This window comes from Flavobacterium sp. HBTb2-11-1 (assembly GCF_009826975.1).
GTDB lineage: Bacteria > Bacteroidota > Bacteroidia > Flavobacteriales > Flavobacteriaceae > Flavobacterium.
Map to the genome: position 1 here is coordinate 129174 of NZ_WUMO01000006.1, position 19551 is coordinate 148724.

At 33.7% G+C, this 19551-nt stretch carries 20 protein-coding genes and 2 tRNA genes; 9 read left to right on the forward strand and 13 right to left on the reverse strand.

Annotation, left to right across the window (positions count from 1 at the left end):
- Window positions 1-13: 13 nt before the first annotated feature.
- Window positions 14-1099, forward strand: a complete 1086-nt coding sequence (locus tag GR162_RS14630) for a hypothetical protein (RefSeq protein WP_160782764.1) — start codon at window positions 14-16, stop codon at window positions 1097-1099.
- Window positions 1100-1185: 86 nt separating this feature from the next.
- On the opposite strand, the gene GR162_RS14635 is transcribed toward GR162_RS14630, so the two are convergent.
- From GR162_RS14635 to GR162_RS14645, 3 genes are all read right to left on the reverse strand, one after another.
- Complete coding sequence (locus GR162_RS14635) at window positions 1186-2145, reverse strand: quinone oxidoreductase (RefSeq protein WP_160782765.1); 960 nt, start codon at window positions 2143-2145, stop codon at window positions 1186-1188.
- Window positions 2146-2285: 140 nt separating this feature from the next.
- Window positions 2286-2669, reverse strand: a complete 384-nt coding sequence (locus tag GR162_RS14640) for a cupin domain-containing protein (protein ID WP_160782766.1) — start codon at window positions 2667-2669, stop codon at window positions 2286-2288.
- Between the two features lie 530 nt (window positions 2670-3199).
- Window positions 3200-4603 carry an aminopeptidase P N-terminal domain-containing protein gene (locus tag GR162_RS14645; RefSeq protein ID WP_160782767.1) on the reverse strand — a complete coding sequence of 468 codons (1404 nt, stop codon included), beginning with the start codon at window positions 4601-4603 and terminating at the stop codon, window positions 3200-3202.
- 259 nt (window positions 4604-4862) lie between these two features.
- Here GR162_RS14645 and GR162_RS14650 point away from each other — a divergent pair, with 259 nt between their 5' ends.
- Window positions 4863-5300, forward strand: a complete 438-nt coding sequence (locus GR162_RS14650; RefSeq protein WP_160782768.1) for an META domain-containing protein — start codon at window positions 4863-4865, stop codon at window positions 5298-5300.
- 71 nt (window positions 5301-5371) lie between these two features.
- On the opposite strand, the gene GR162_RS14655 is transcribed toward GR162_RS14650, so the two are convergent.
- From GR162_RS14655 to msrB, 5 genes are all read right to left on the reverse strand, one after another.
- Window positions 5372-6604, reverse strand: coding sequence for an RNA polymerase sigma factor (locus GR162_RS14655; protein WP_160782769.1), 1233 nt, complete (start codon window positions 6602-6604; stop codon window positions 5372-5374).
- 62 nt (window positions 6605-6666) lie between these two features.
- The gene (locus tag GR162_RS14660) at window positions 6667-7005 is read right to left on the reverse strand and encodes a YciI family protein (RefSeq protein ID WP_129749013.1); all 339 of its coding nucleotides are present in this window, start codon (window positions 7003-7005) and stop codon (window positions 6667-6669) included.
- An 81-nt stretch (window positions 7006-7086) separates the two neighbouring features.
- Window positions 7087-7539, reverse strand: a complete 453-nt coding sequence (locus GR162_RS14665; protein ID WP_095929380.1) for a carboxymuconolactone decarboxylase family protein — start codon at window positions 7537-7539, stop codon at window positions 7087-7089.
- 182 nt (window positions 7540-7721) lie between these two features.
- On the reverse strand, window positions 7722-8327 hold the full coding sequence (gene msrA, locus GR162_RS14670; protein ID WP_202393946.1) for a peptide-methionine (S)-S-oxide reductase MsrA: 606 nt from the start codon (window positions 8325-8327) through the stop codon (window positions 7722-7724).
- 8 nt (window positions 8328-8335) lie between these two features.
- A complete protein-coding gene (gene msrB / locus GR162_RS14675; protein WP_160782770.1) occupies window positions 8336-8890 on the reverse strand; it encodes a peptide-methionine (R)-S-oxide reductase MsrB in 555 nt (184 codons plus the stop codon).
- 293 nt (window positions 8891-9183) lie between these two features.
- Between msrB and idi the strand changes: the two genes are divergently transcribed.
- From idi to GR162_RS14710, 7 genes are all read left to right on the forward strand, one after another.
- Window positions 9184-9711 (forward strand): isopentenyl-diphosphate Delta-isomerase, encoded by a 528-nt coding sequence (gene idi / locus GR162_RS14680; RefSeq protein ID WP_008464471.1) that lies wholly within the window; start codon window positions 9184-9186, stop codon window positions 9709-9711.
- A 20-nt stretch (window positions 9712-9731) separates the two neighbouring features.
- Window positions 9732-10142 (forward strand): 6-carboxytetrahydropterin synthase, encoded by a 411-nt coding sequence (locus tag GR162_RS14685; protein ID WP_160782771.1) that lies wholly within the window; start codon window positions 9732-9734, stop codon window positions 10140-10142.
- A 4-nt stretch (window positions 10143-10146) separates the two neighbouring features.
- The gene (locus GR162_RS14690; protein ID WP_066033611.1) at window positions 10147-10605 is read left to right on the forward strand and encodes a peroxiredoxin; all 459 of its coding nucleotides are present in this window, start codon (window positions 10147-10149) and stop codon (window positions 10603-10605) included.
- 57 nt (window positions 10606-10662) lie between these two features.
- Window positions 10663-11631, forward strand: a complete 969-nt coding sequence (locus GR162_RS14695; RefSeq protein WP_160782772.1) for a type I phosphomannose isomerase catalytic subunit — start codon at window positions 10663-10665, stop codon at window positions 11629-11631.
- 57 nt (window positions 11632-11688) lie between these two features.
- A complete protein-coding gene (locus GR162_RS14700; RefSeq protein WP_008464481.1) occupies window positions 11689-11955 on the forward strand; it encodes a hypothetical protein in 267 nt (88 codons plus the stop codon).
- Window positions 11956-12031: 76 nt separating this feature from the next.
- Window positions 12032-12105: transfer RNA gene (locus GR162_RS14705), tRNA-Thr, on the forward strand.
- Window positions 12106-12216: 111 nt separating this feature from the next.
- A tRNA-Thr gene (locus GR162_RS14710) sits at window positions 12217-12290 on the forward strand.
- 371 nt (window positions 12291-12661) lie between these two features.
- Here the strand turns inward: GR162_RS14710 and GR162_RS14715 are convergent.
- From GR162_RS14715 to htpG, 5 genes are all read right to left on the reverse strand, one after another.
- Window positions 12662-13918: a hydroxymethylglutaryl-CoA reductase gene (locus GR162_RS14715; RefSeq protein ID WP_160782773.1), complete on the reverse strand. Its 1257-nt coding sequence runs from the start codon at window positions 13916-13918 to the stop codon at window positions 12662-12664.
- Window positions 13919-14333: 415 nt separating this feature from the next.
- A complete protein-coding gene (locus GR162_RS14720; RefSeq protein ID WP_160782774.1) occupies window positions 14334-15098 on the reverse strand; it encodes a DUF4369 domain-containing protein in 765 nt (254 codons plus the stop codon).
- A gap of 132 nt (window positions 15099-15230) precedes the next feature.
- Window positions 15231-16061 (reverse strand): hypothetical protein, encoded by an 831-nt coding sequence (locus GR162_RS14725; RefSeq protein ID WP_160782775.1) that lies wholly within the window; start codon window positions 16059-16061, stop codon window positions 15231-15233.
- A gap of 151 nt (window positions 16062-16212) precedes the next feature.
- Window positions 16213-17478 (reverse strand): patatin-like phospholipase family protein, encoded by a 1266-nt coding sequence (locus GR162_RS14730; protein ID WP_160782776.1) that lies wholly within the window; start codon window positions 17476-17478, stop codon window positions 16213-16215.
- A gap of 169 nt (window positions 17479-17647) precedes the next feature.
- Window positions 17648-19528 carry a molecular chaperone HtpG gene (htpG, locus tag GR162_RS14735; protein ID WP_160782777.1) on the reverse strand — a complete coding sequence of 627 codons (1881 nt, stop codon included), beginning with the start codon at window positions 19526-19528 and terminating at the stop codon, window positions 17648-17650.
- Between the last annotated feature and the right edge of the window lie 23 nt (window positions 19529-19551).

Below are 19551 nucleotides of genomic sequence, written 5' to 3' on the forward strand. Positions count from 1 at the left end.
TAAAATATTTTCCATGGGCTTTTTCTCCAATTTGTTTAATAGAAATGATGATCCAAAATCGATAATTTCTTTTGATGTTATTAATTCTATTTATTCCTATTTATATAATCAAGAACCTAGTCTTGAATTCAAAGTAAAAGGAATTCATGACACGGTTACTGTAAATTTATATTCTGTTCCTTCTTCATTGGATCACGAAGAAGGAAGGGCAGAAATTAAAAAAGCGGGATTTAATAATGCTTATGAAGTTCTGAACGAACTTTATAAAAAACTGAATATTGGAGGTTTGTCAGAAGAAGCGATGCAGGATGATTTGCAATATGATTTTATTCATATTCAGTTTTATTCTCGACCGAGTCAGGAAATGAAAAAACATTTTACAAGTGTTATTAATAATTTCATGATATTCTTTTGCTGTACCAATAGTTTAGAAATAAACGATTTTAGGATGTTATATTCTAGCAGTCATTTTTCTGATTATGTAAAAGGTTTGCTAGATTCAGAATATCTTGATTTTAAGAATCCTCAGAACGAAACTCAGGAAATAGGAACTAATGATTTAAAAAAAGTTTTACAAGCCATCTGTCAGTATTCTAATATCGAAATTCCTTCGGATGTTGAGCTTCCATCTTCAGAAAATCTGCTGTTAGATGACAAAGCAGCTGTGGAAGATTTTGAAGAATTCATAAGATTAGTTACTCGAGGAAATATTGAGGAGGACGAACTAAAAAATCATTCAAAAATACTTTTCGAAAATTACCAAAAAGATGATAGTGAATATCATGCAATTGTTTTTGGCCATTTTGATTTTTTTGAAAGCATTAATGCCTGGAACAGCGACTGGAAATTTGACCCTGAAGATGCTGAATATTTTATTTCTGAAATGATTGGCGAAGATTTGAACTTTGAATATCCTGAAGAAACCTATAGCCATGACTTGTTTCCGTACATACAGACAGCTTTAGAAAAACGCGGTTATGAATTAATGAGTTACAATACTTATGGTGATAATTATTTGTTTTTTGTTGCCAATAAAGAAGATGTAGATAGAATTTTAGAATTATCTGAAATTACTAAAATTGAGATTGATCAGTTGTAATTAATCGCCAAGAATTCACAAATTTTATTTTTAAAATCTATGTGTAAAGTTTTAGATAAATTCGTGAATTCGTGGCGGAAACTTTTTTACGGAATCAATATAATTTTTCCTGTGCTTTTTCTGCTTTCTAAGAAATCATGCGCCAGTTTTCCTTCAGATAATTTAAATGATGTTGGTTCAGAAAGTTTGATTTTTCCTTCGGTAATCCAGCTGAATAATTGGGTAGCTCTTTTAATTCGTTCTTCTTTAGAATTTAAATAACTCCACAAATCGCCTCCTGTTAAAGTTTTAGAACCGTCCATAAGTATTCTCGGGTCTACTGGTGCTGGGTCGCCGCCTGCCATTCCGAAGAAAACGACTTGTCCACATTCTTTGGTGACTTCAAAACTTTCCATTAAAGTGCTCCCTATGCTGTCATAAACAGCATCGACACCGTTTGGAACCACTTTAAAAACTTGCGATTTCCAATCTTCATTATAAAGAAAAACATGATCTGCACCTTGTTCAAAGCCAACTTTTGCTTTTTCGGGAGATGAGGTCAAACCAATAACAGTAGCGCCCAAAAGTTTGCTGATTTGTGTCAAAATCTGCCCAACTCCGCCTGCAACGGCATGTATTAAAACTGTTTCTCCTTGAATGGTTTTATGGCTGTCTGTTGCAAGATAATGTGCTGTTAAACCCTGAAGCAAAACAGAAGCTGCAGTTTCAAAAGAAATATTTTCAGATAATGGGATAATGTGATTTACATTTACGGCAACTAACTCTGCATTGGCAAATGGTGCGTCGGCAAAAGCTACGCGATCGCCAACTTTGTATTCTGGATGATTGTTGGCATCAACCACAATTCCGGCGCCTTCATAACCAGCGATAAATGGCGGATTTCCTTTTAAATGATAATTTCCTTTTCGACGGTAAACATCAGCAAAATTTAATCCGATGGCTTTCATCTCGACTAAAATTTCGTCTTGGTTTAATTGTGGATTAGGGATTTCTATATATTCTAAAACATCTGATTCTCCAAAAGAAGAAAAGGTAAGTGCTTTCATTTTTAGTTTTTTTAGTTTACAAAGAACGGAAAATATATTGGCTCCCTTCTAAAGATAATCTTGAAAATAAAAAAAGTAACAACTTGAATTCAGGTTGTTACTTTGAGTTAAATTAAAAAGGTTGGGATACCGGTAATGGTTTATTTTTTAGCTTTAGGTTTTATTTCTGTTACGATCAAATTCACAGTTGTATCTCCTAAATTTTTTGCCATATGTGTAACAGCAGGTATGTACATGGCATCTCCGGCTTTAATATCCATAATAATGGGAGCTTTGCCTTTATCGGTTATTTCAATTTTCCCATCAGCCAATGCATAGATGGTGTGGTCAGGATGCTGATGCCATGGAATTGTTTCTCCCGGATTAATTTCAACTTGCATAATTCTTACTCTTTCATTGTCAAGAAGTACTTTTTTGTACGCGTTAGGCGCTACTTTTAAGGGGTCTTGCGCATAGATATTCACACTAAATACCAAAAGTAATAGTATGAACAGAGACATTAAATTCTTTTCAATTGCTTTCATTTCATTTCTTTTTTATTGGTTAAATTTTCCCAGAATTGTTTATTGCGTGTTCTTTTTGAGAACTTGTCAGGGTTGCGTTTTATGAAAAAGACAAAGTTCTCTTGCAGTGCATTTTTTTAAGTAATGCGAAGAGGCAGATTTTTTCCTAATTCGAAAAATTACGTTTAGGATATTTAGCTAGAAAATTGGATTTCATTTTGCAGATGTGAGATCCTCGGATTTAGGTAATGCAGATCTCCATGTCGTCTGTTTGAATCCGTCGTTTTTTTTCGGCTTATCTTCACTGGTTTGGGAAATTGAAGTGCGATAAATAATGTCTATTTTGGGACTACTAATTTACAAAAAAAAGAGATGTGGAATGTTTTAAAATTAAATTATTAGCCATTTTATTGCTTGTAACACACTTGTATTTAGTTGTTTGTGTTTGTTTTAATCCGAATATTCATGAAATTATAAAACAAAACCATTAGCAAATACTTTTTATTTACTAATGGTTTTATTTTTGGGTTACTTTTTAAAACTTTTCGGTTTTATATTTTCGGGAATTTCATTTCGTTAAAAGTGCTTTTTTGTTTGGCTAAAGCTTCAATGTCTTGCCATTTTCTTGGAGAATCTGCAGAAAGTTTTTCATACGAATCTTTAAGCATTAAAATATCATCTTCGATACGAACGCCAATATTCCACCATTTTTTATCACACTTGCTGTTTGCAGGAATATAAATTCCAGGTTCAACAGTAAGAATCATGTTTTCTTTTAGAGTTCCCATATAGTTTCCTTTATCATGAACATCTAAACCAAGAAAGTGTGAGCAGCCGTGCGGATAATATATTCGGGCATCTTTTGGATCTGTAATAATTCCTAATTTAATTAATCCAGCGGCAATAACTTCTTTTGCTTTTTTGTTCAAATCCTGAATTGGAGTTCCTTCTTTACAAAGTTTAAAAACTTCTTCTTGAGCATCATAAACAATTTGATAAATCGCTTTTTGTTCTTCAGTAAATTTCCCGTTAGCAGGAATTGTTCTTGTAACGTCTGCAGAATAACCATGATATTCAGAGCCAACATCCATTAATAATAATTGATTGTCAATTTTTGTAGCATTGTTTTCTCCATAGTGCAAAATACATCCGTTTGCACCAGCACCAACAATTGGAGGATAACCTTCGCCTTCGGCGCCATAGTGTCTGTGAATGTAAGCATGAATTCCATCAGCTTCATTTTCGCTCATGTCAGGACCTACAGCTTTCATCACTTCGTTGTGGGCAACGCAGGAAAGTTTTACTGTTTTGCGCATCAAGACAAGTTCTTCTGGTGTTTTAATTTCGCGAAGAGAATTTGTGATATTGTTAAACAAATCTATCGAAGCTTCATTTTCTATTGTAATTCCAGCTTTAGATTTAAATGATTTCAGCAATGCAAATAAATTGTCTGGTTGACTGCTTTCTTTAACATCTGTTGGGAATTTATCATAAATGATTTTGTCAAATTTTGAGAAGTCAATTGCAAACGCATTGAAATCTTTTCCGTTGTAAACGGTTGTAAAACCTAATTTAGATTTTGCGCCTTCAATTCCTAAACGTCTTCCTGTCCACATTTCTCGCGCAGCATTTCTTTCTCGTACAAAAAGCACTTCAGTATATTTTTCTGTTCCTTGTGGTTCTTTAAAAAGCAATAAAATGGCGTCAGGTTCTTTATATCCCGCCAGATAATATAAATCAGGATTTCCGTGATAGTTGTAATTAATATCTTTTGAAAAAACTCTTTCAGGATAAGAAAAAACAACAGCAACTGAATTAGCAGGCATTAAAGCTCTAAAAGCTTCACGGCGTCCTTGATGAAATTCTTTTGTGAGGTAATCTGTTGGAAGGTTTTCTTGCGAATGAGCAAATGGCGCAGTCAAGGCGAATACAAACAAGAATAGAAATTGTTTCATTTTTTGGTTTTTTATTGATGATTTTTCGTTTTTTGATCAATGCAAATTACAAAAAAAATAGTGTCACTTGTTTTATTTTAAACATTTGAGCGATAAAACTTTAAATAAATTGTAGTAACTTAGAGACAGAAAATTACGGGTTATCCTCAAAATAAAACTTCTATAAACCTGTAACTGGGCATGAATATTGAGAAAAGAATTTTTATAGAATTATTTTAGACTTCAAAAAACAAATTATAAATCTTTAAAATCCACTTTTATGAAAAAATACACATTTGCAGTCCTTTCAGTTTTAACTTTATTATTTGCTTCATGTTCAGCATCAAAATCTGCTTCTAATACAGGCGATTTATTTGGTACAACTTGGGAATTAGAATATATCTCGGGACCAAGAATTGCTTTTGAAGGGTTATACCCAAATAAAAAACCACAGCTTACTTTTGATCAAAAAGAAACAAAAGTTTATGGCAATAACGGATGCAACGGTTATAGTGCATCTTATACTTTAAAAGGAAAGTCTTTGACTTTTGGAGAACCTGGACCAACAACAATGATGTTTTGTGAAGGCGGGGGAGAACAAACGTTTTTAAAGCAAATTAAACAAATTACAAGTTATTCTATTGATAAAGACGGCAAGCTAAATTTAATTCAGGGCGACATTCCAGTAATGAGATTTAAAAAGGTGGCTAAACAATAGTCTAAAATAAATACAGAAGAAAGTGAAATGAAATCAATCATTTCACTTTTTTGTTTTTATGGCAAAACAGTTTAGTTTAACTGCTTCATATTTTTACTGATGATAGCTTTGTCGGTAGAAGTTTTGGCTAGATTCATTGCGGTTTCAAAATGGTTTAAAGCCTTTTTTGTATCAATTTCAGAATAGAGATTTCCGAGTAATGAATAATAAAAGTGATTATCGGTTAAATTTAGTTTTTCAGCTTCTTTGATTGCTTCTTCTTTACCTTTTACTTTAGACAAAGCGTAAGTTCTGTTTAAAGCCACAATTGGCGAATATTCTAAAATAATCAGATTATTGTAGAGTTCTAGGATATTTTCCCATTTTTCGATGGTTTCTTTTTTTATAGTATGCCAATAAGCAATTCCAGCTTCCAAGTGGTATTTCGAAAGTGTATTTCCTGTTGAAGATTGGCTTAAAAAGTAAGTTCCTCTATCAATCAATTCTTGATTCCAAAGCGATTGGTCCTGATCTTCATATAAGATAATTTCACCATTTAAGCCAGTTCGAGCATCAAACCTTGAAGAATGAAAACACATTAAAGCCATTAAAGCATTAGTCTGAGGCAGATTTGTGCTTTCGTTTTGAATTAATAAATAAGTCAGACGCATGGCTTCAGTACAAAGGTCTTTTCGCAAAGTGGTATTTTGCGAAATAGAGTAGTAGCCTTCAGAATAAAGCAGATAAATCGTTTTTAGAACGGTTTGAATTCTGTCTTTTATTTCAGAATTGCTGGGATGCTGAATTTTTATATTTTCTTCTTTGAGTTTTTCTTTTGCGCGATTAATCCTTTTGTAAATAACTTCTCTGTTGGATAAAAATGCATCTGAGATTTCATTTACTCCAAAACCGCACAATAAATTTAAAGCAAGGGCAATTTGTGCTTCTTCAGAATTACAAGGATTACAAACCGTAAATATCATCGCCAGCTGACTATCTGCAATATTCTGATCTGATAAATCAATGTCGATTTCAGGATTGTTTAATGGAGTGTTGTGTTTTATTTCGGTAACAATTTTGGTTTCAAAAACGTTATTTCTTTTCAGGTGGTTTTTGGTTTTATTTTTTGCAACGGTATAAAGCCAAGCTGAAGGGTTTTCGGGAATTCCTTTAATAGCCCAAGTTTCTGAAGCGGTCAAAAAAGTATCACTTACAATATCTTCGGCGATTTCGATATGCTGAATTCCAAATAAGCTGCAGAGAACTGAAACTATTTTTTGATATTCGGTTCTGAATAAATTGGGTAAAAGTTCTTTGTGCTCCATATTTTAAAGAAAAATGCCTAAGTAAAGATACAAAGGCATTTTTATATAAGTTAGTTCAAAATTTAAACCGCCATTCTAATTTCGACATTTCCGCCAAAATTTAAAACTGGGCATCCTTGCGCAATTTCGGCTGCTTCATCATAATCTTTGGCTTTTATGATTATTAATCCGCCAATAGATTCTTTGATTTCAACAAAAGGTCCGTCGGTAATTCCTTTATTCGAATTTACAAGTTTTCCTTGACCATCCCAACGTTGCAATGGTCTTGCCAGTTTATCTTGAGCCGCAAGACTTCCAAACCAGTTTTGCCATTGCTGTAAATGCTGTTGCAATTCTTCTGGTGAAGGCTGTGCTTCTTTTGTTTTAAAATCTCTTCTGAAAATCAATAAAAACTCGTTCATTTTTTTATGTTTTTACAATTGAATAATCTGCTTTAAGTTGTATAAAGTTAATTGTTTTTAGAAAATAAAATCAATTATTGTTTATCCAAACTGTCCCACTCTGTAAGTTCCTGGTGTATTAGCAAAAGTAATATTCAGACGATTCCAAGCATTAATTGCTGCAACGGCAAGGGTAAGATCTATTAATTCTTGTTCTGTAAATTCAGCTTTTGCAATTTCGTAGATTTCGTCTGGAACATCGCAAGCATTTACTGCTTCTGCCAAAGCAAGGGCGACTCTTTCTCTTTTTGTGTAATAAGGAGCTTCTCTCCAAACACTTAATCCAAATAGTCGTTGTGTTGTTTCTCCAGCAGCTAAAGCTTCTTTTGAATGCATATCTAAACAATAACCGCAGTTGTTGATTTGAGAGATTCTGAAATTTATTAACTCCATTAGAGAAGCTTCAATTGCTCCTTTTTTTAAGTAACCGCTAATTCCAAATAATGTGCTAACTGCTTTTTGACCTTGTTCGAATAAATTAAGTCTAGTTTCCATGATGTATAATTTTTAATTGTTTATATCCTAATAACAATCGAACTTTTAGTATTGGACAAAAAAATAGAAAAAAAGTAAAATATTTTTTCAATTAACAGAAAACCCCAGTATTTATAAGGGTTTTCAAAATAAAAAAACCGTCCATTTAGGTGGACGGTTTTAGAATAATATCTATATAATCGTTATTTCTTTTTTAGTTTGTCTTTAAAAACCTTTTCAAACTTTTCTATTTTAGGCTGAATTACCATTTTGCAATACGGCTGATTTTTGTTGTTTGCATAATAGTTTTGATGATAATCTTCGGCTTTATAAAAAACTTTGAAAGGTTCCACTTTTGTTACTATCGGACTGTCGTAAACTTTCGCTTTGTTTAGTTCGGCAATAATGCTTTGTGCCGCTTTTTTCTGTTCTTCATTTTTATAGAAAATAACAGAGCGATATTGTGTTCCGACATCTGCTCCCTGGCGGTTTAAAGTTGTGGGATCGTGAACGGTAAAAAACACTTTAAAGATTTCGTTAATATCAGTTACTGTTTTGTCGTAAGTGATCTGAACCACTTCGGCATGGCCAGTTTCTCCCGTGCAAACTTCTTCGTAAGTTGGGTTTACGGTTTTTCCGCCAGAAAATCCAGAAACAACAGATTTTACGCCGTCGAGATTTTCGTAAACGGCTTCAACACACCAGTAACAGCCTCCACCAAGTGTGATGGTTTCTAGATTCGCTTTTTTATTTTGAGAAATGCCATTTAGCGAAAGCGCAAAAAGACATATTAAAAGTATATTTTTCATTTTGTAGATTATTTGTTGTCGGGAATAAAATCAAGAGCAATTGAGTTCATGCAGTAGCGTTTTCCTGTAGGAGGAGGACCATCATCAAATATGTGGCCTAAATGTCCGCCACAGCGTCCGCAAAGCGCTTCAATTCTTTCCATTCCGAGCGAATTATCTTCTTTAAAAACAATGCTTTTTTTGTTTTCTTGTTCAAAAAAACTTGGCCATCCGCAACTGCTTGAGAATTTTGCTGTAGATCTAAAAAGCAAGTTGCCACAAGAAGCGCAATAATACGTTCCTTTTTCATCGGTATTCCAATATTTTCCGGTAAAAGGTCTTTCGGTGTCAGCTTCGCGCATTACGGCATAAACATCTTCAGGCAAAACCTTTTTCCATTCGGCATTGCTCACGTTTAATTTCTTCGTGTCGGTATTAGAATAATAAGGATTTCCGGGTTTGCTGATTTTATTTTCCATGACAGCTGGGTTTGCTGATTGTTTTTTTGTGTTTTGTCCACAGGCTTGTAAAACAAAGAGCGGGAGTAAAAAACAGAGGCTGAAAATTAGATTTTTAGATTTCATAGTTCTTGGGTGAATTAATCTGTACATCAAAGATACGTTGGGAATTAGCTTTAAAATACAAGGAGTGTTATTATTGAGATTTTTTTAAGTGTGTTTTAACTTTTTATTAGTTACGTAAAACAACGCAATGTAGTTTTTATGTCTTAATTTTAACTGCTTTTAAAATTTAGTGTAAATTACAGCGTTGTAAATCAATGAAATAGGAATTGAGTCAAAACCTTAATTTTTGCCAAGCTGAATTAGCATTTTTAAGCCATTTCTTTTTTCGTATTTTTGTTTGCTTAAGAAGCCTTATGATAGAAGAAAACGTAATACTAGTTAATCAGAACGATGAACAGATTGGCTTAATGCCAAAATTAGAAGCACATGAAAAAGCGCTTTTGCACCGTGCCTTTTCGGTTTTTATTTTGAATAGTAAAAACGAAATTATGCTGCAACAGCGTGCTCATCATAAATACCATTCTCCTTTGCTGTGGACAAACACTTGCTGCAGTCATCAGAGAGAAGGCGAAACCAATATTGAAGCGGGAAGCCGAAGATTGTTTGAAGAAATGGGGTTTAAAGCTGAATTGAAAGAATTATTTCATTTTATCTACAAAGCACCTTTTGACAATGGTTTGACAGAACACGAACTGGATCATGTTATGATTGGTTATTATAATGAAGAACCAAACATAAATCCAGATGAAGTGGAAGACTGGAAATGGATGAGTATTGAAGATGTGAAAGCAGATATTGAAAAACAGCCCGAAATTTATACCGTATGGTTTAAGATAATTTTTGATGAATTTGATCATTATCTTGAAGACCATAAATTATAGCCAACTAACCAGAAACATAAATGAGAGTAACCATATCAAGAAAAGCACATTTTAATGCTGCACATCGACTGCATCGAAAGGATTGGTCATTTGAAAAAAACGATGCTGTTTTTGGAAAATGCAACAATCCTAACTTTCATGGTCATAATTATGGTTTAACAGTAAGTGTTACAGGAAAAATTGACCCGGAAACTGGTTTTGTTCTCGATGTGAAAGTATTAGCGGATATTATACGAGAAGAAGTAGAAATTCCGTTTGATCACAAAAATCTCAATCTGGATGTCCCAGAGTTTGCAGATTTGAATCCGACCGCAGAGAATATAGCTGTTGTGATATGGAATAAAATTAGACAACGAATTCATCACGACTTTGATCTTGAAGTTGTGCTGAACGAAACGGAACGCAATTTTGTAACTTATAAAGGAGAATAAAAAAATGTCATTAAAAATAGGAGATATAGTTCCGAATTTTACTGCGAAAGACAACAATGGTGACCTTTTTGAAAGCCAAAGCGTTTTAGGAAGAAAGCCGCTGGTAATTTATTTTTATCCAAAAGATAATACACCAGGATGTACTACTGAAGCCTGCAGTTTTCGGGATCAATATGAAGATTTTAAAGATTTGGGTGCTGAGGTAATTGGTATTAGCAGCGATAGTGTAAAATCTCACCATAAATTTGCCGCTAAACATAAATTGCCTTTTATTTTGCTTTCAGATCAAGATAAGAGATTAAGAAAACTTTTTGGTGTCCGCAATAATCTGTTCGGACTTCTGCCAGGACGTGTTACCTATATCATTGATAAAAATGGTTTGGTAATTTCGATATTTGATAGCGCAAACGCAGCCAAACATATACCTAAAGCTTTAGAAGCCGTACAGGAATTAGTATCATAGAATACCAAAATAGTATCAGAATAAAATTAATTAAACAAATATATTAGCCTAAAAAACATGAGCCAAAATTTATACCCTTTGCAATTTGAACCGATTTTGAAAGAAAGAATCTGGGGAGGAGAAAAGCTAAAAACAATTTTAAACAAACCAATCGTTTCTAAAATTACAGGTGAAAGCTGGGAATTATCTACTGTGCAAGGAGATGTAAGTGTGGTTGCAAATGGAGTTTTAAAAGGAAAATCTTTAATGGATTTGATCGATGAAACACCAGACGCTATCTTAGGAACTAAAGTTTATGAAAGATTTGGAAAACAATTTCCGCTTCTTTTTAAATACCTAGATGCAAGAGAAGATCTTTCTATCCAAGTGCATCCAAACGATAAATTGGCAAAAGAGCGTCACAATTCATTCGGAAAAACAGAAATGTGGTACGTAATGCAAGCCGATCAAGACGCTAGAATTATTGTTGGTTTTAAAGAAGATTCTAGCAAAGAAGAATATTTAAAACATTTGCACGATAATACTCTAGTTTCTATTCTAGATGATGTGAAAGCGAAATCGGGAGATGTTTTCTTCTTAGAAACAGGAACAGTTCATGCAATTGGTGCAGGATTGGTTGTTGCAGAAATTCAGCAGACATCTGATATTACATATAGATTATACGATTTTGATCGTGTTGATGCGCAAGGAAACAAAAGAGAACTGCACGTAGATCTTGCTTTAGATGCCATTAACTATAAAAAAGTTGACACACAGAAAAAATACGAGACAAAAGTTAATACTTCGAATACGGTTGTAGACTGTCCTTATTTTACAACCAATTTTCTTCCGTTAGAAAATAAATTGGAAGTTGCTAAAAATGGCGAAACATTTACGGTATATATGTGTATCGATGGTAATTTCGAAATTGAATATGACGGATTTAAGCAGGCTTACAAAAAAGGAGATACTGTTTTGATTCCAGCTGCTATAAATGCATTTAATTTGAGCGGAAAAGCTTCAATTTTAGAAATTTACATTTCTTAGTATTAAATTTAAAGATAATATGTACTTTTGCAGACGCAAATTAAAATAAAAAGAAAAATGGCAAACGTTAAGAATTTAAAGAAAGACATCAACTTCGTATTAGGAGATATTATTGAGGCGGTTTACTTGTTTGAGATGTCAACAACAGGAAATCCTACTCCAGAAACGAATGCTTTGGTTGATGAAGCTATTGCTGTATTTGATACTTTGATTACAAAAGTGAACGCTAAGAACGTTGAAAATAAAAAAGCACACTTCAAACAAATTAATGTTGAATTAGAACAAGCTGCTAATCAATTGATTGAAAAAATCAACGCATTATAAGCAAAAAAAAGTGTAAAAAAGTGCAAATTTATTTTGGGAAATTGAAAAACCGCTTTATATTTGCACCCGTAATGACGCCGATGTAGCTCAGCTGGCTAGAGCAGCTGATTTGTAATCAGCAGGTCGTGGGTTCGAGTCCCTCTATCGGCTCAAAAAACGGAAACCATCACAGAAATGTGGTGGTTTTTTTAATTATAGAGAGAGGTGTGAAATTTTTTTGGAATATTAAAAAACATTTCTATCTTTGCACTCGCAAAATAGGCCGATGTAGCTCAGCTGGCTAGAGCAGCTGATTTGTAATCAGCAGGTCGTGGGTTCGAGTCCCTCTATCGGCTCAAAAACCATCACAGAAATGTGGTGGTTTTTTTTTGTTCCAAAAAAAATAAATTCCAATATTTAAAATTCCAATATTTAAAATTCCAATATTTAAAATTCCAATATTTAAAATTCCAAATCTAAAATTCCAAATTGCAAATTGCTTCGCTGTTAGCTATCGCTGGTGTGCAAGTTCTAAACTAATACCTTTGTCAAAGTTTTAAACTTTGATAAAGGCTTGCTAGGTAAAATAAAAAATCCAAATTCCAGTTCGTGTTAAGAATTGGAATTTGGAATTTAAAACTTGGTCCCGAGCGATAGCGAGCGGGCGAAGCAATTTAAAACTTAGTTATTGGAATTTGAATTTTAAATAATTTGAATTTAAAAAAAATTATCTCCCCCATTTTTGGTGTGCTGATGTAAATTGTCCTGAAGACATTGCGGCCAAAATAGAAAGTTCGCCTGTTAGGCATAATGCAATTGCTATTTCAGCAAATTTACCACTCTTTCCTACTCCGTAACAGCCTAAAAGCTCAAGGCATTCTCTTTGGGTTGGAAATGATGTTCCTCCACCAACAGTTCCCACGATCATGTTGGGCATTGTGATGGCATAATAAATATCACCGTCTTCTGTAATTTCCATTCTGGTAAATGAAAGAGCAGCTTCACCTGTACAGGCTACATCTTGCCCGCAAGCAATAAACAACGCGGCAAGCGCATTCGATGGGTGCATTCCGCTGCCTACTACGCCTGCTTTTTGGGCTCCGGTAACACATGCTTTCCATTGTTCGAACAATAACTCCGGAGTGGTCTTTAAAACCGATTTAACGACCTCTTTTTTTATTTCGATTTCTGCAGTAAGTTTTTTTCCGCGAACTCGAGTGTTTAAGGGGCTTATTTTTTTATCTCCCGAAAAATTACCTTCAATAGTCCAAAACACAGGTTTTATGGGGCAGTTTTCTATAATGTACTGACATATTCTATCTGAGCAAATAGTAACCATATTTTGTCCTGACGCATCACCAGTAGAAAATTCAAATTTTAAGATCAGAATATTTCCTTCTATGTTGATGCCGATATCATTTAAGATGGCATAATTGCTACTTTGTCTTGTTAGTATAGAAAAGGTTTCAGTATGGTCTAAAACCCATGAGACAAATTTGCCTAATTCGATTACGGTTTTAAATTTAAAAGTTGGGGTTCTTTGTACGCCTTCTTGAAGCGTAATTACGGTTATTGGTCCAGATTCTCTACAGGCTTTTGCCCCTCTATTGTAAGAGGCAAGCAATGCGCCTTCGGTTGTAGCGAGAGGAACATAGAAAGGTCCTTGGGCAACGCTTCCGTTTATTACCAATGGGCCAATAATTCCGGTAGGAATCTGGCTCATTCCGATGTAATTTTCGATATTGCCTTTTAAGCTTTCATTGTTGGTGAAAACTTTTTCTCCAGACAGAAAATCTAAATCTAAATTTAATTGGCTGCGAATAAAATTGAGACGCAATTTTTGACCATTTAATGTGTAAGGATCTTGATCAGGGATTTTTTCTGCTTGAGAATGTTTTGGATTATAAGATTCTAATTTGTGAAAAACGGACGAATCTATGTAATCATACTTAGGTCGACTGATGTTGCTGGTTAAATTTTCCATAAATGTAGTTTTTTAATTTGAAGCTAAGTTATTACAAATTAAATTTATATCTATGTAAATTCTGACAATTTAGATTTTAATTGTTTGATTGTCAATTATTTATAAAAATAAAAATGGATGCCAAAAAAAAAGGCATAAAAAAATCCTGTTCTTTTAAAAAACAGGATTTTTGAGAAGATCAAAAAGTGTTGATTTTAGTGTGTAATTTGTTGATTTTTATTTTATTAAGTTATTGTGTTTGTCATTTTTATAATTTCGGCAGTGCGTTTTTTTGTAGGCGATGTTGTTTTGGAGTCATTAATTTTGAATTGCATTTTGAATTGCATTTTGAACTTTAAAGTAAGTAAACCTACTGTATATGATAAACAAAAAATACCCTGAATTTTTCAGGGCATTTTTGTTGTTATACAACGAATTACTTTTGTGTTTCGGTTGTTGCAGCTTCAGTGTTAGCGGCTGGAGTTTTTTGTTCTTCTTTTTTAATATCAGCTACATATTTTGTCAGTTTCTTTCCATAAAGCGATTGGGCAACTTTTGGAGTCATCGATTTTTGAATCGTATCAAGAAACTTAAGGTTGATATCGTAAATCTCTGCCAAAGCAATATATGGAGCTACTTCGTGATCTTTATTGTTGATGGCAAAGTTTGTAGCATACAAATATTTTCTTTTGATATTTGATTGCTGTTTTGCGTCAAGACTGTCAAGAGCTTTTTGGTCTTTTCTTTTTAAAGCTTTGAACTTTGCTTCAACCATAGATAAATTCTCATCTCTAAAACGAGAATTTATTTTTTGATATTCTTCGTATAATTCTTGGTTTTTAGATCCAGTAATTTTTGCGCCAGCGATGAAATTATCTAAGTTGGTGTCAATATTGATATTTCCTGGTTCAGCAAAGAATAAAATGTTGTTGTCTAATGAGTTTGTTACACCACGATCTAAATATAGGTATAACATTTCTGGAGATTCTAATTTAATGTCTCTTTCAAAAGCCGAGTTTCCGTCAATTTTGATGCTGTCAATGGCAACAAGAGAAGTGTCAACAATTCTTTGGATATATAAAGTTCCGGTTTTTAAACCTTTAATGTTTCCTGTAATGTGTAGGTTATCGGCAGCAGTTTCTTTTTTGCTGCAAGATGCTAATACTGCAAGAGTAACAAAAGCAATTAATGTTTTTTTCATTGGTTTTTGAGATTTTGGTGCAAAATAAAGAAAATAGTTTAAATGTAAAGAGGCAGCCGTTTTATTTTTATAAAAAAAATAAATCCCAATCTATTTCTAAATTGGGATTTTAAAGTCGTGTAGGGAAAGGTCTTACATCGAAAGGTTGAATGAAGAGCCATTCTCGTGCGTATAAGTGTAAAGCGCATCACAGTCATTATTTCCATAATCAATAACACCGTTTAAAATACCTCCTTGAACTTTTAGTTGTCCTTTAGAGATAAATAAGCATGAGTATTTTTTAATAAGCGGTTCTTTTACAGTCAAAGTAAGTGTTACGCCATTTGATGATGTTACGGTATGCGTGCCTTCCGTGATTTCGTAAACATTGTCAGACAGAACTAAAGGCGTATCTACACCTGCAGTTTGTTTGGTAGTATAAGTTCCAGAATTGGTGTAAACGGCTCCTTGTTTATCTGTCAATTTACCGTTTGTTACTTTTCTTGTCCATTGTGGTACGGTAGGAGTAGTTGTAGTATTGGTATATTCAATAGTTCCTTCTAATTTGATTCCGTTTATAGAATAATCAATTCTTTCAATGGTCATTTTGCTTCCAGTTTCAGTGATTGGACCAGAGAGCGTTACTCTTAGTTTTCCTTTTCTTGTAAATTTGTTTCCGTCTTCGCATCCAGCTGTTCCGAAATCAGCTAAAAAAACTTTAGGATAATTTCCTCCATTTGTTGTAACCGTAATTGTTGCGCAAATTCCAGGAGTTGTTTCGGCAGTCTTTCCAGTTGTTGAAGTGCTTGTGGTAATTAAAAGACCAGTGTTAACATCCATTTCGTTTGAAGTGTCTACTGCAACGGAAGCTCCAATAGGTACTAGGTCTGTTGAAGATGTTTGTTCGTTATTATCGCTAGAACAAGAAACATATAAGAATGCTGTAGCACAAAGAGCTGTTAGTAAAATGATAGTTTTTTTCATAGTGGTATTTGTTTTTGGATTAGATTAATAAGGCACTCAAATGTAACAAAAAAATAAATTACAATTAAAAAATCCTGTAATGGTTATTTACAGGACTTTACAACGTCTTTTTGAAGAAAAAATTATGTTTGGGGTGTGGTTGGAAGTAATTTTAAACGGATCTATAGTAATTGCTTTTGGCCTTTCTGATTTTTTTGTATTCCTCCCAATTAAAGCGGTTTAGAAAAACGGCCGCATTTTGAGCTCCTCTTATAAAAAGGTCGATTTTTGCATCGTCAGTCAGATTGAAGTTTAGCCAATTGTGGCTTCCGGTGTCAATGTATCCGATTAGGTTTTTAAAATCTGGATTTTTTTGCAGGAACTCATAATCATAACCATAGCGTGCAGTGTCAAACATTGAGCTTATTAAGCTGGAAAATTTTTCATTTTTATTGATTTCATTTTTGTCGTAACCCAATTTAATTCCAAAAGTTGGAGAAGCGGGCACATTCATATTTTCGTGAAAAATGTCAATTGGGAAATTTGAAATAATACCGCCATCCATAAACATAACTTCTGAGGGAACCGATGTTCTGAGGCATGTTGCATCGTTCCACTTGTTCCACGCATCGATTCCGCTTGGAATATTTGTAATTTTAAAAGGAGTGAAAAATAAAGGAATAGACATAGAAGCGCGGACGAAATCGGCTGGATTCTGAACATCTGGATTCGAATAAAATAAATCAATCATTTTTGGGAAAATAATTTTGCTTTCAGTGGTAATGTCAGCAGTTATTATTGCCATTTGGCTCCAATGGTCCACTCGGGTATATTCTATTTTATCTCCGTGATTTGGCAGATTTATTCGGTATAATTTGTTTTTGTCTGAAACTCCTTTTTCTCTTAATGCTCTCAAATCGGCATATTTTTTTATTCCTTTTTGCGAAAGAAGATTGGTCATCCATTGATGAAAATTTTTTCCGGGATTTAATCCTAAATCATCTTTAAAATTATCCACAACCTCACAGCCTTTCATTATCAATTTCAGATTTCCGGCATCACTTAGTAAAGCATCAATAAATTCTCGAGCATCATGATCGCCATCAACAAAATCATATAAATTTTTGTTGCATAAACATTCCAGAATCCATTCTGATTTTGCAATGTCACATGTTCCTGCTGCAGCCATCAGCATGGTATTGATGCTTCCTGCCGAGGTCCCTGCCAAACTTAAGAACCGAATTCCCATTTGTTCCAAAACATATACATAGCCGACCAATGCGATCCCGAGGACGCCTCCTCCTTCTTGTACAAGATCAACATATTGGCAGTTATTATCATCTATAATATCAGAGAATTTTTTGCCTTTAATCTGTTCTTTTAAATCTTTTATAATTGCTAGAACTTCTCCGTTTTCTGTAAACTTTCTCTTGTCCATGATTTCTAGAATTTTAGATTTTTGAATTTAATATTCTGGTTATCAAATATATGTGATATTGTTTTTTAAGAAAAGGGGAAAATGACCCTTTTTAAAAGAGTAATTTTAAAACAAAAAAAATCCTGCAAATTAGTTTTTGCAGGATTTCTAAATATTATTTTTCTAATGATTATTTAATCATTTCAAAACTTCTCTTAACGAACGCAGTAAGCGCTTCACCTTTTAAAAGGTTTTGAGATAATTTAGCTAAATCTAAAGCTTGTTTGACTAAATGTTCTTGGTGTGTTTTGTCTTCTGTATTTAAGATACTTGAAGCCAAGTCAGAATTTGTATTTACAACCAAATTGTACATTTCTGGCATATTACCCATTCCGAACATTCCGCCGCCAGTTTGGCTCATTTCTTTCATTCTTCGCATAAATTCGGGCTGCGTGATGATAAACGGAGCAGCTTGAGAATCCATAGCTTCCAATTGCACACTGTATGCTTTTGGAATGTATGCTTCTAAAGAAGTTTTTAAAGCTGCTTTTTCGTCATCAGATAACTTAGAAATAGCATTTTCTTCTTTTTTGATCAAGTTATCGATGTGGTCAGAGTCAACACGAACAAAAGTCAGGTCTTTGTTATCGTTTTCGATTTTCTGAATTAAGTGTGAGATAATCGGAGAATCTAAAAGCAATACTTCGTAACCTTTATCTTTTGCTGCCTGAATATAAGAATGCTGTGCATCTTTGTTTCCTGCATAAAGGATAACCAATTTGCCTTCCTTGTCAGTTTGGTTTTCTTTTAGTTTTTCTTTTAATTCATCCAAAGTAAAGTAAGTGTCATCTACTGTTGGGTACAAAACAAATGCGCCTGCTTTTTCGTAGAATTTCTCTTCAGAAAGCATTCCGTATTCTAAAACGATTTTAATGTCATTCCATTTTTGCTCGAAATCAGCACGGTTTTCGTTAAATAAGGCCTTTAATTTATCTGCAACTTTACGAGTGATGTAGTTAGAGATTTTCTTAACTGCTCCATCTGCCTGTAAGCCAGAACGAGAAACGTTTAGTGGGATATCTGGAGAATCGATTACACCTTTTAACATTGTCAAGAATTCAGGAACAATTCCTTCTACGTTATCTGTAACGTAAACTTGGTTTTGGTATAACTGAATTTTATCTTTCTGGATCTGCATATCTGTACCCAATTTAGGGAAATACAAAATACCAGTTAAGTTAAACGGATAATCTACATTTAAGTGAATGTTGAATAACGGCTCTTCAAACTGCATTGGATACAATTCTCTGTAGAAGTTTTTGTAATCTTCATCAGATAATTCAGAAGGCTGTTTTGTCCAAGCTGGATTAGGGTTGTTAATGATGTTGTCAGTTTCAACAGTTTCATTAATGTAATCTTCTGGAGCATCTTCTGGTTTTGGAAGCGTTTCAGTTCTTGTTCCGAATTTAATCGGAATAGGCATGAATTTGTTGTATTTGTTTAATAAACCGCTGATTTTAGAATCGTCTAAGAACTCAAGAGAATCTTCAGCAATGTGAAGAATGATTTCAGTTCCGCGTGAAGTTTTGTCAGCAGGCCCTAAAGTAAACTCAGGACTTCCGTCACATGTCCAGTGTGCAGCTGGCTCATCTTTGTACGATTTTGTAATGATTTCAACTTTTTCAGCCACCATAAACGCTGAATAGAAACCAAGACCAAAATGTCCGATAATTCCAGAATCTTTAGCAGAATCTTTGTATTTGTCCAAAAATTCCTCAGCACCAGAAAACGCTACTTGATTAATGTATTTTTCAACTTCATCAGCAGTCATACCTAAACCTTGATCGATAATGTGGATTTTTTTGCCTTCTTTATCCACTTTTACTTCGATAATCGGGTTTCCATATTCAACTTTAGCTTCGCCAATGCTGATAAGGTGTTTTAATTTTAAAGTAGCATCAGTACCATTAGAAACAAGCTCGCGCAAGAAAATTTCATGGTCGCTGTACAAGAACTTTTTAATTAAAGGAAAAATGTTTTCTACTGAAACATTAATTTTACCTGTTGCCATATTTTTTATTTTTTGATTTAATT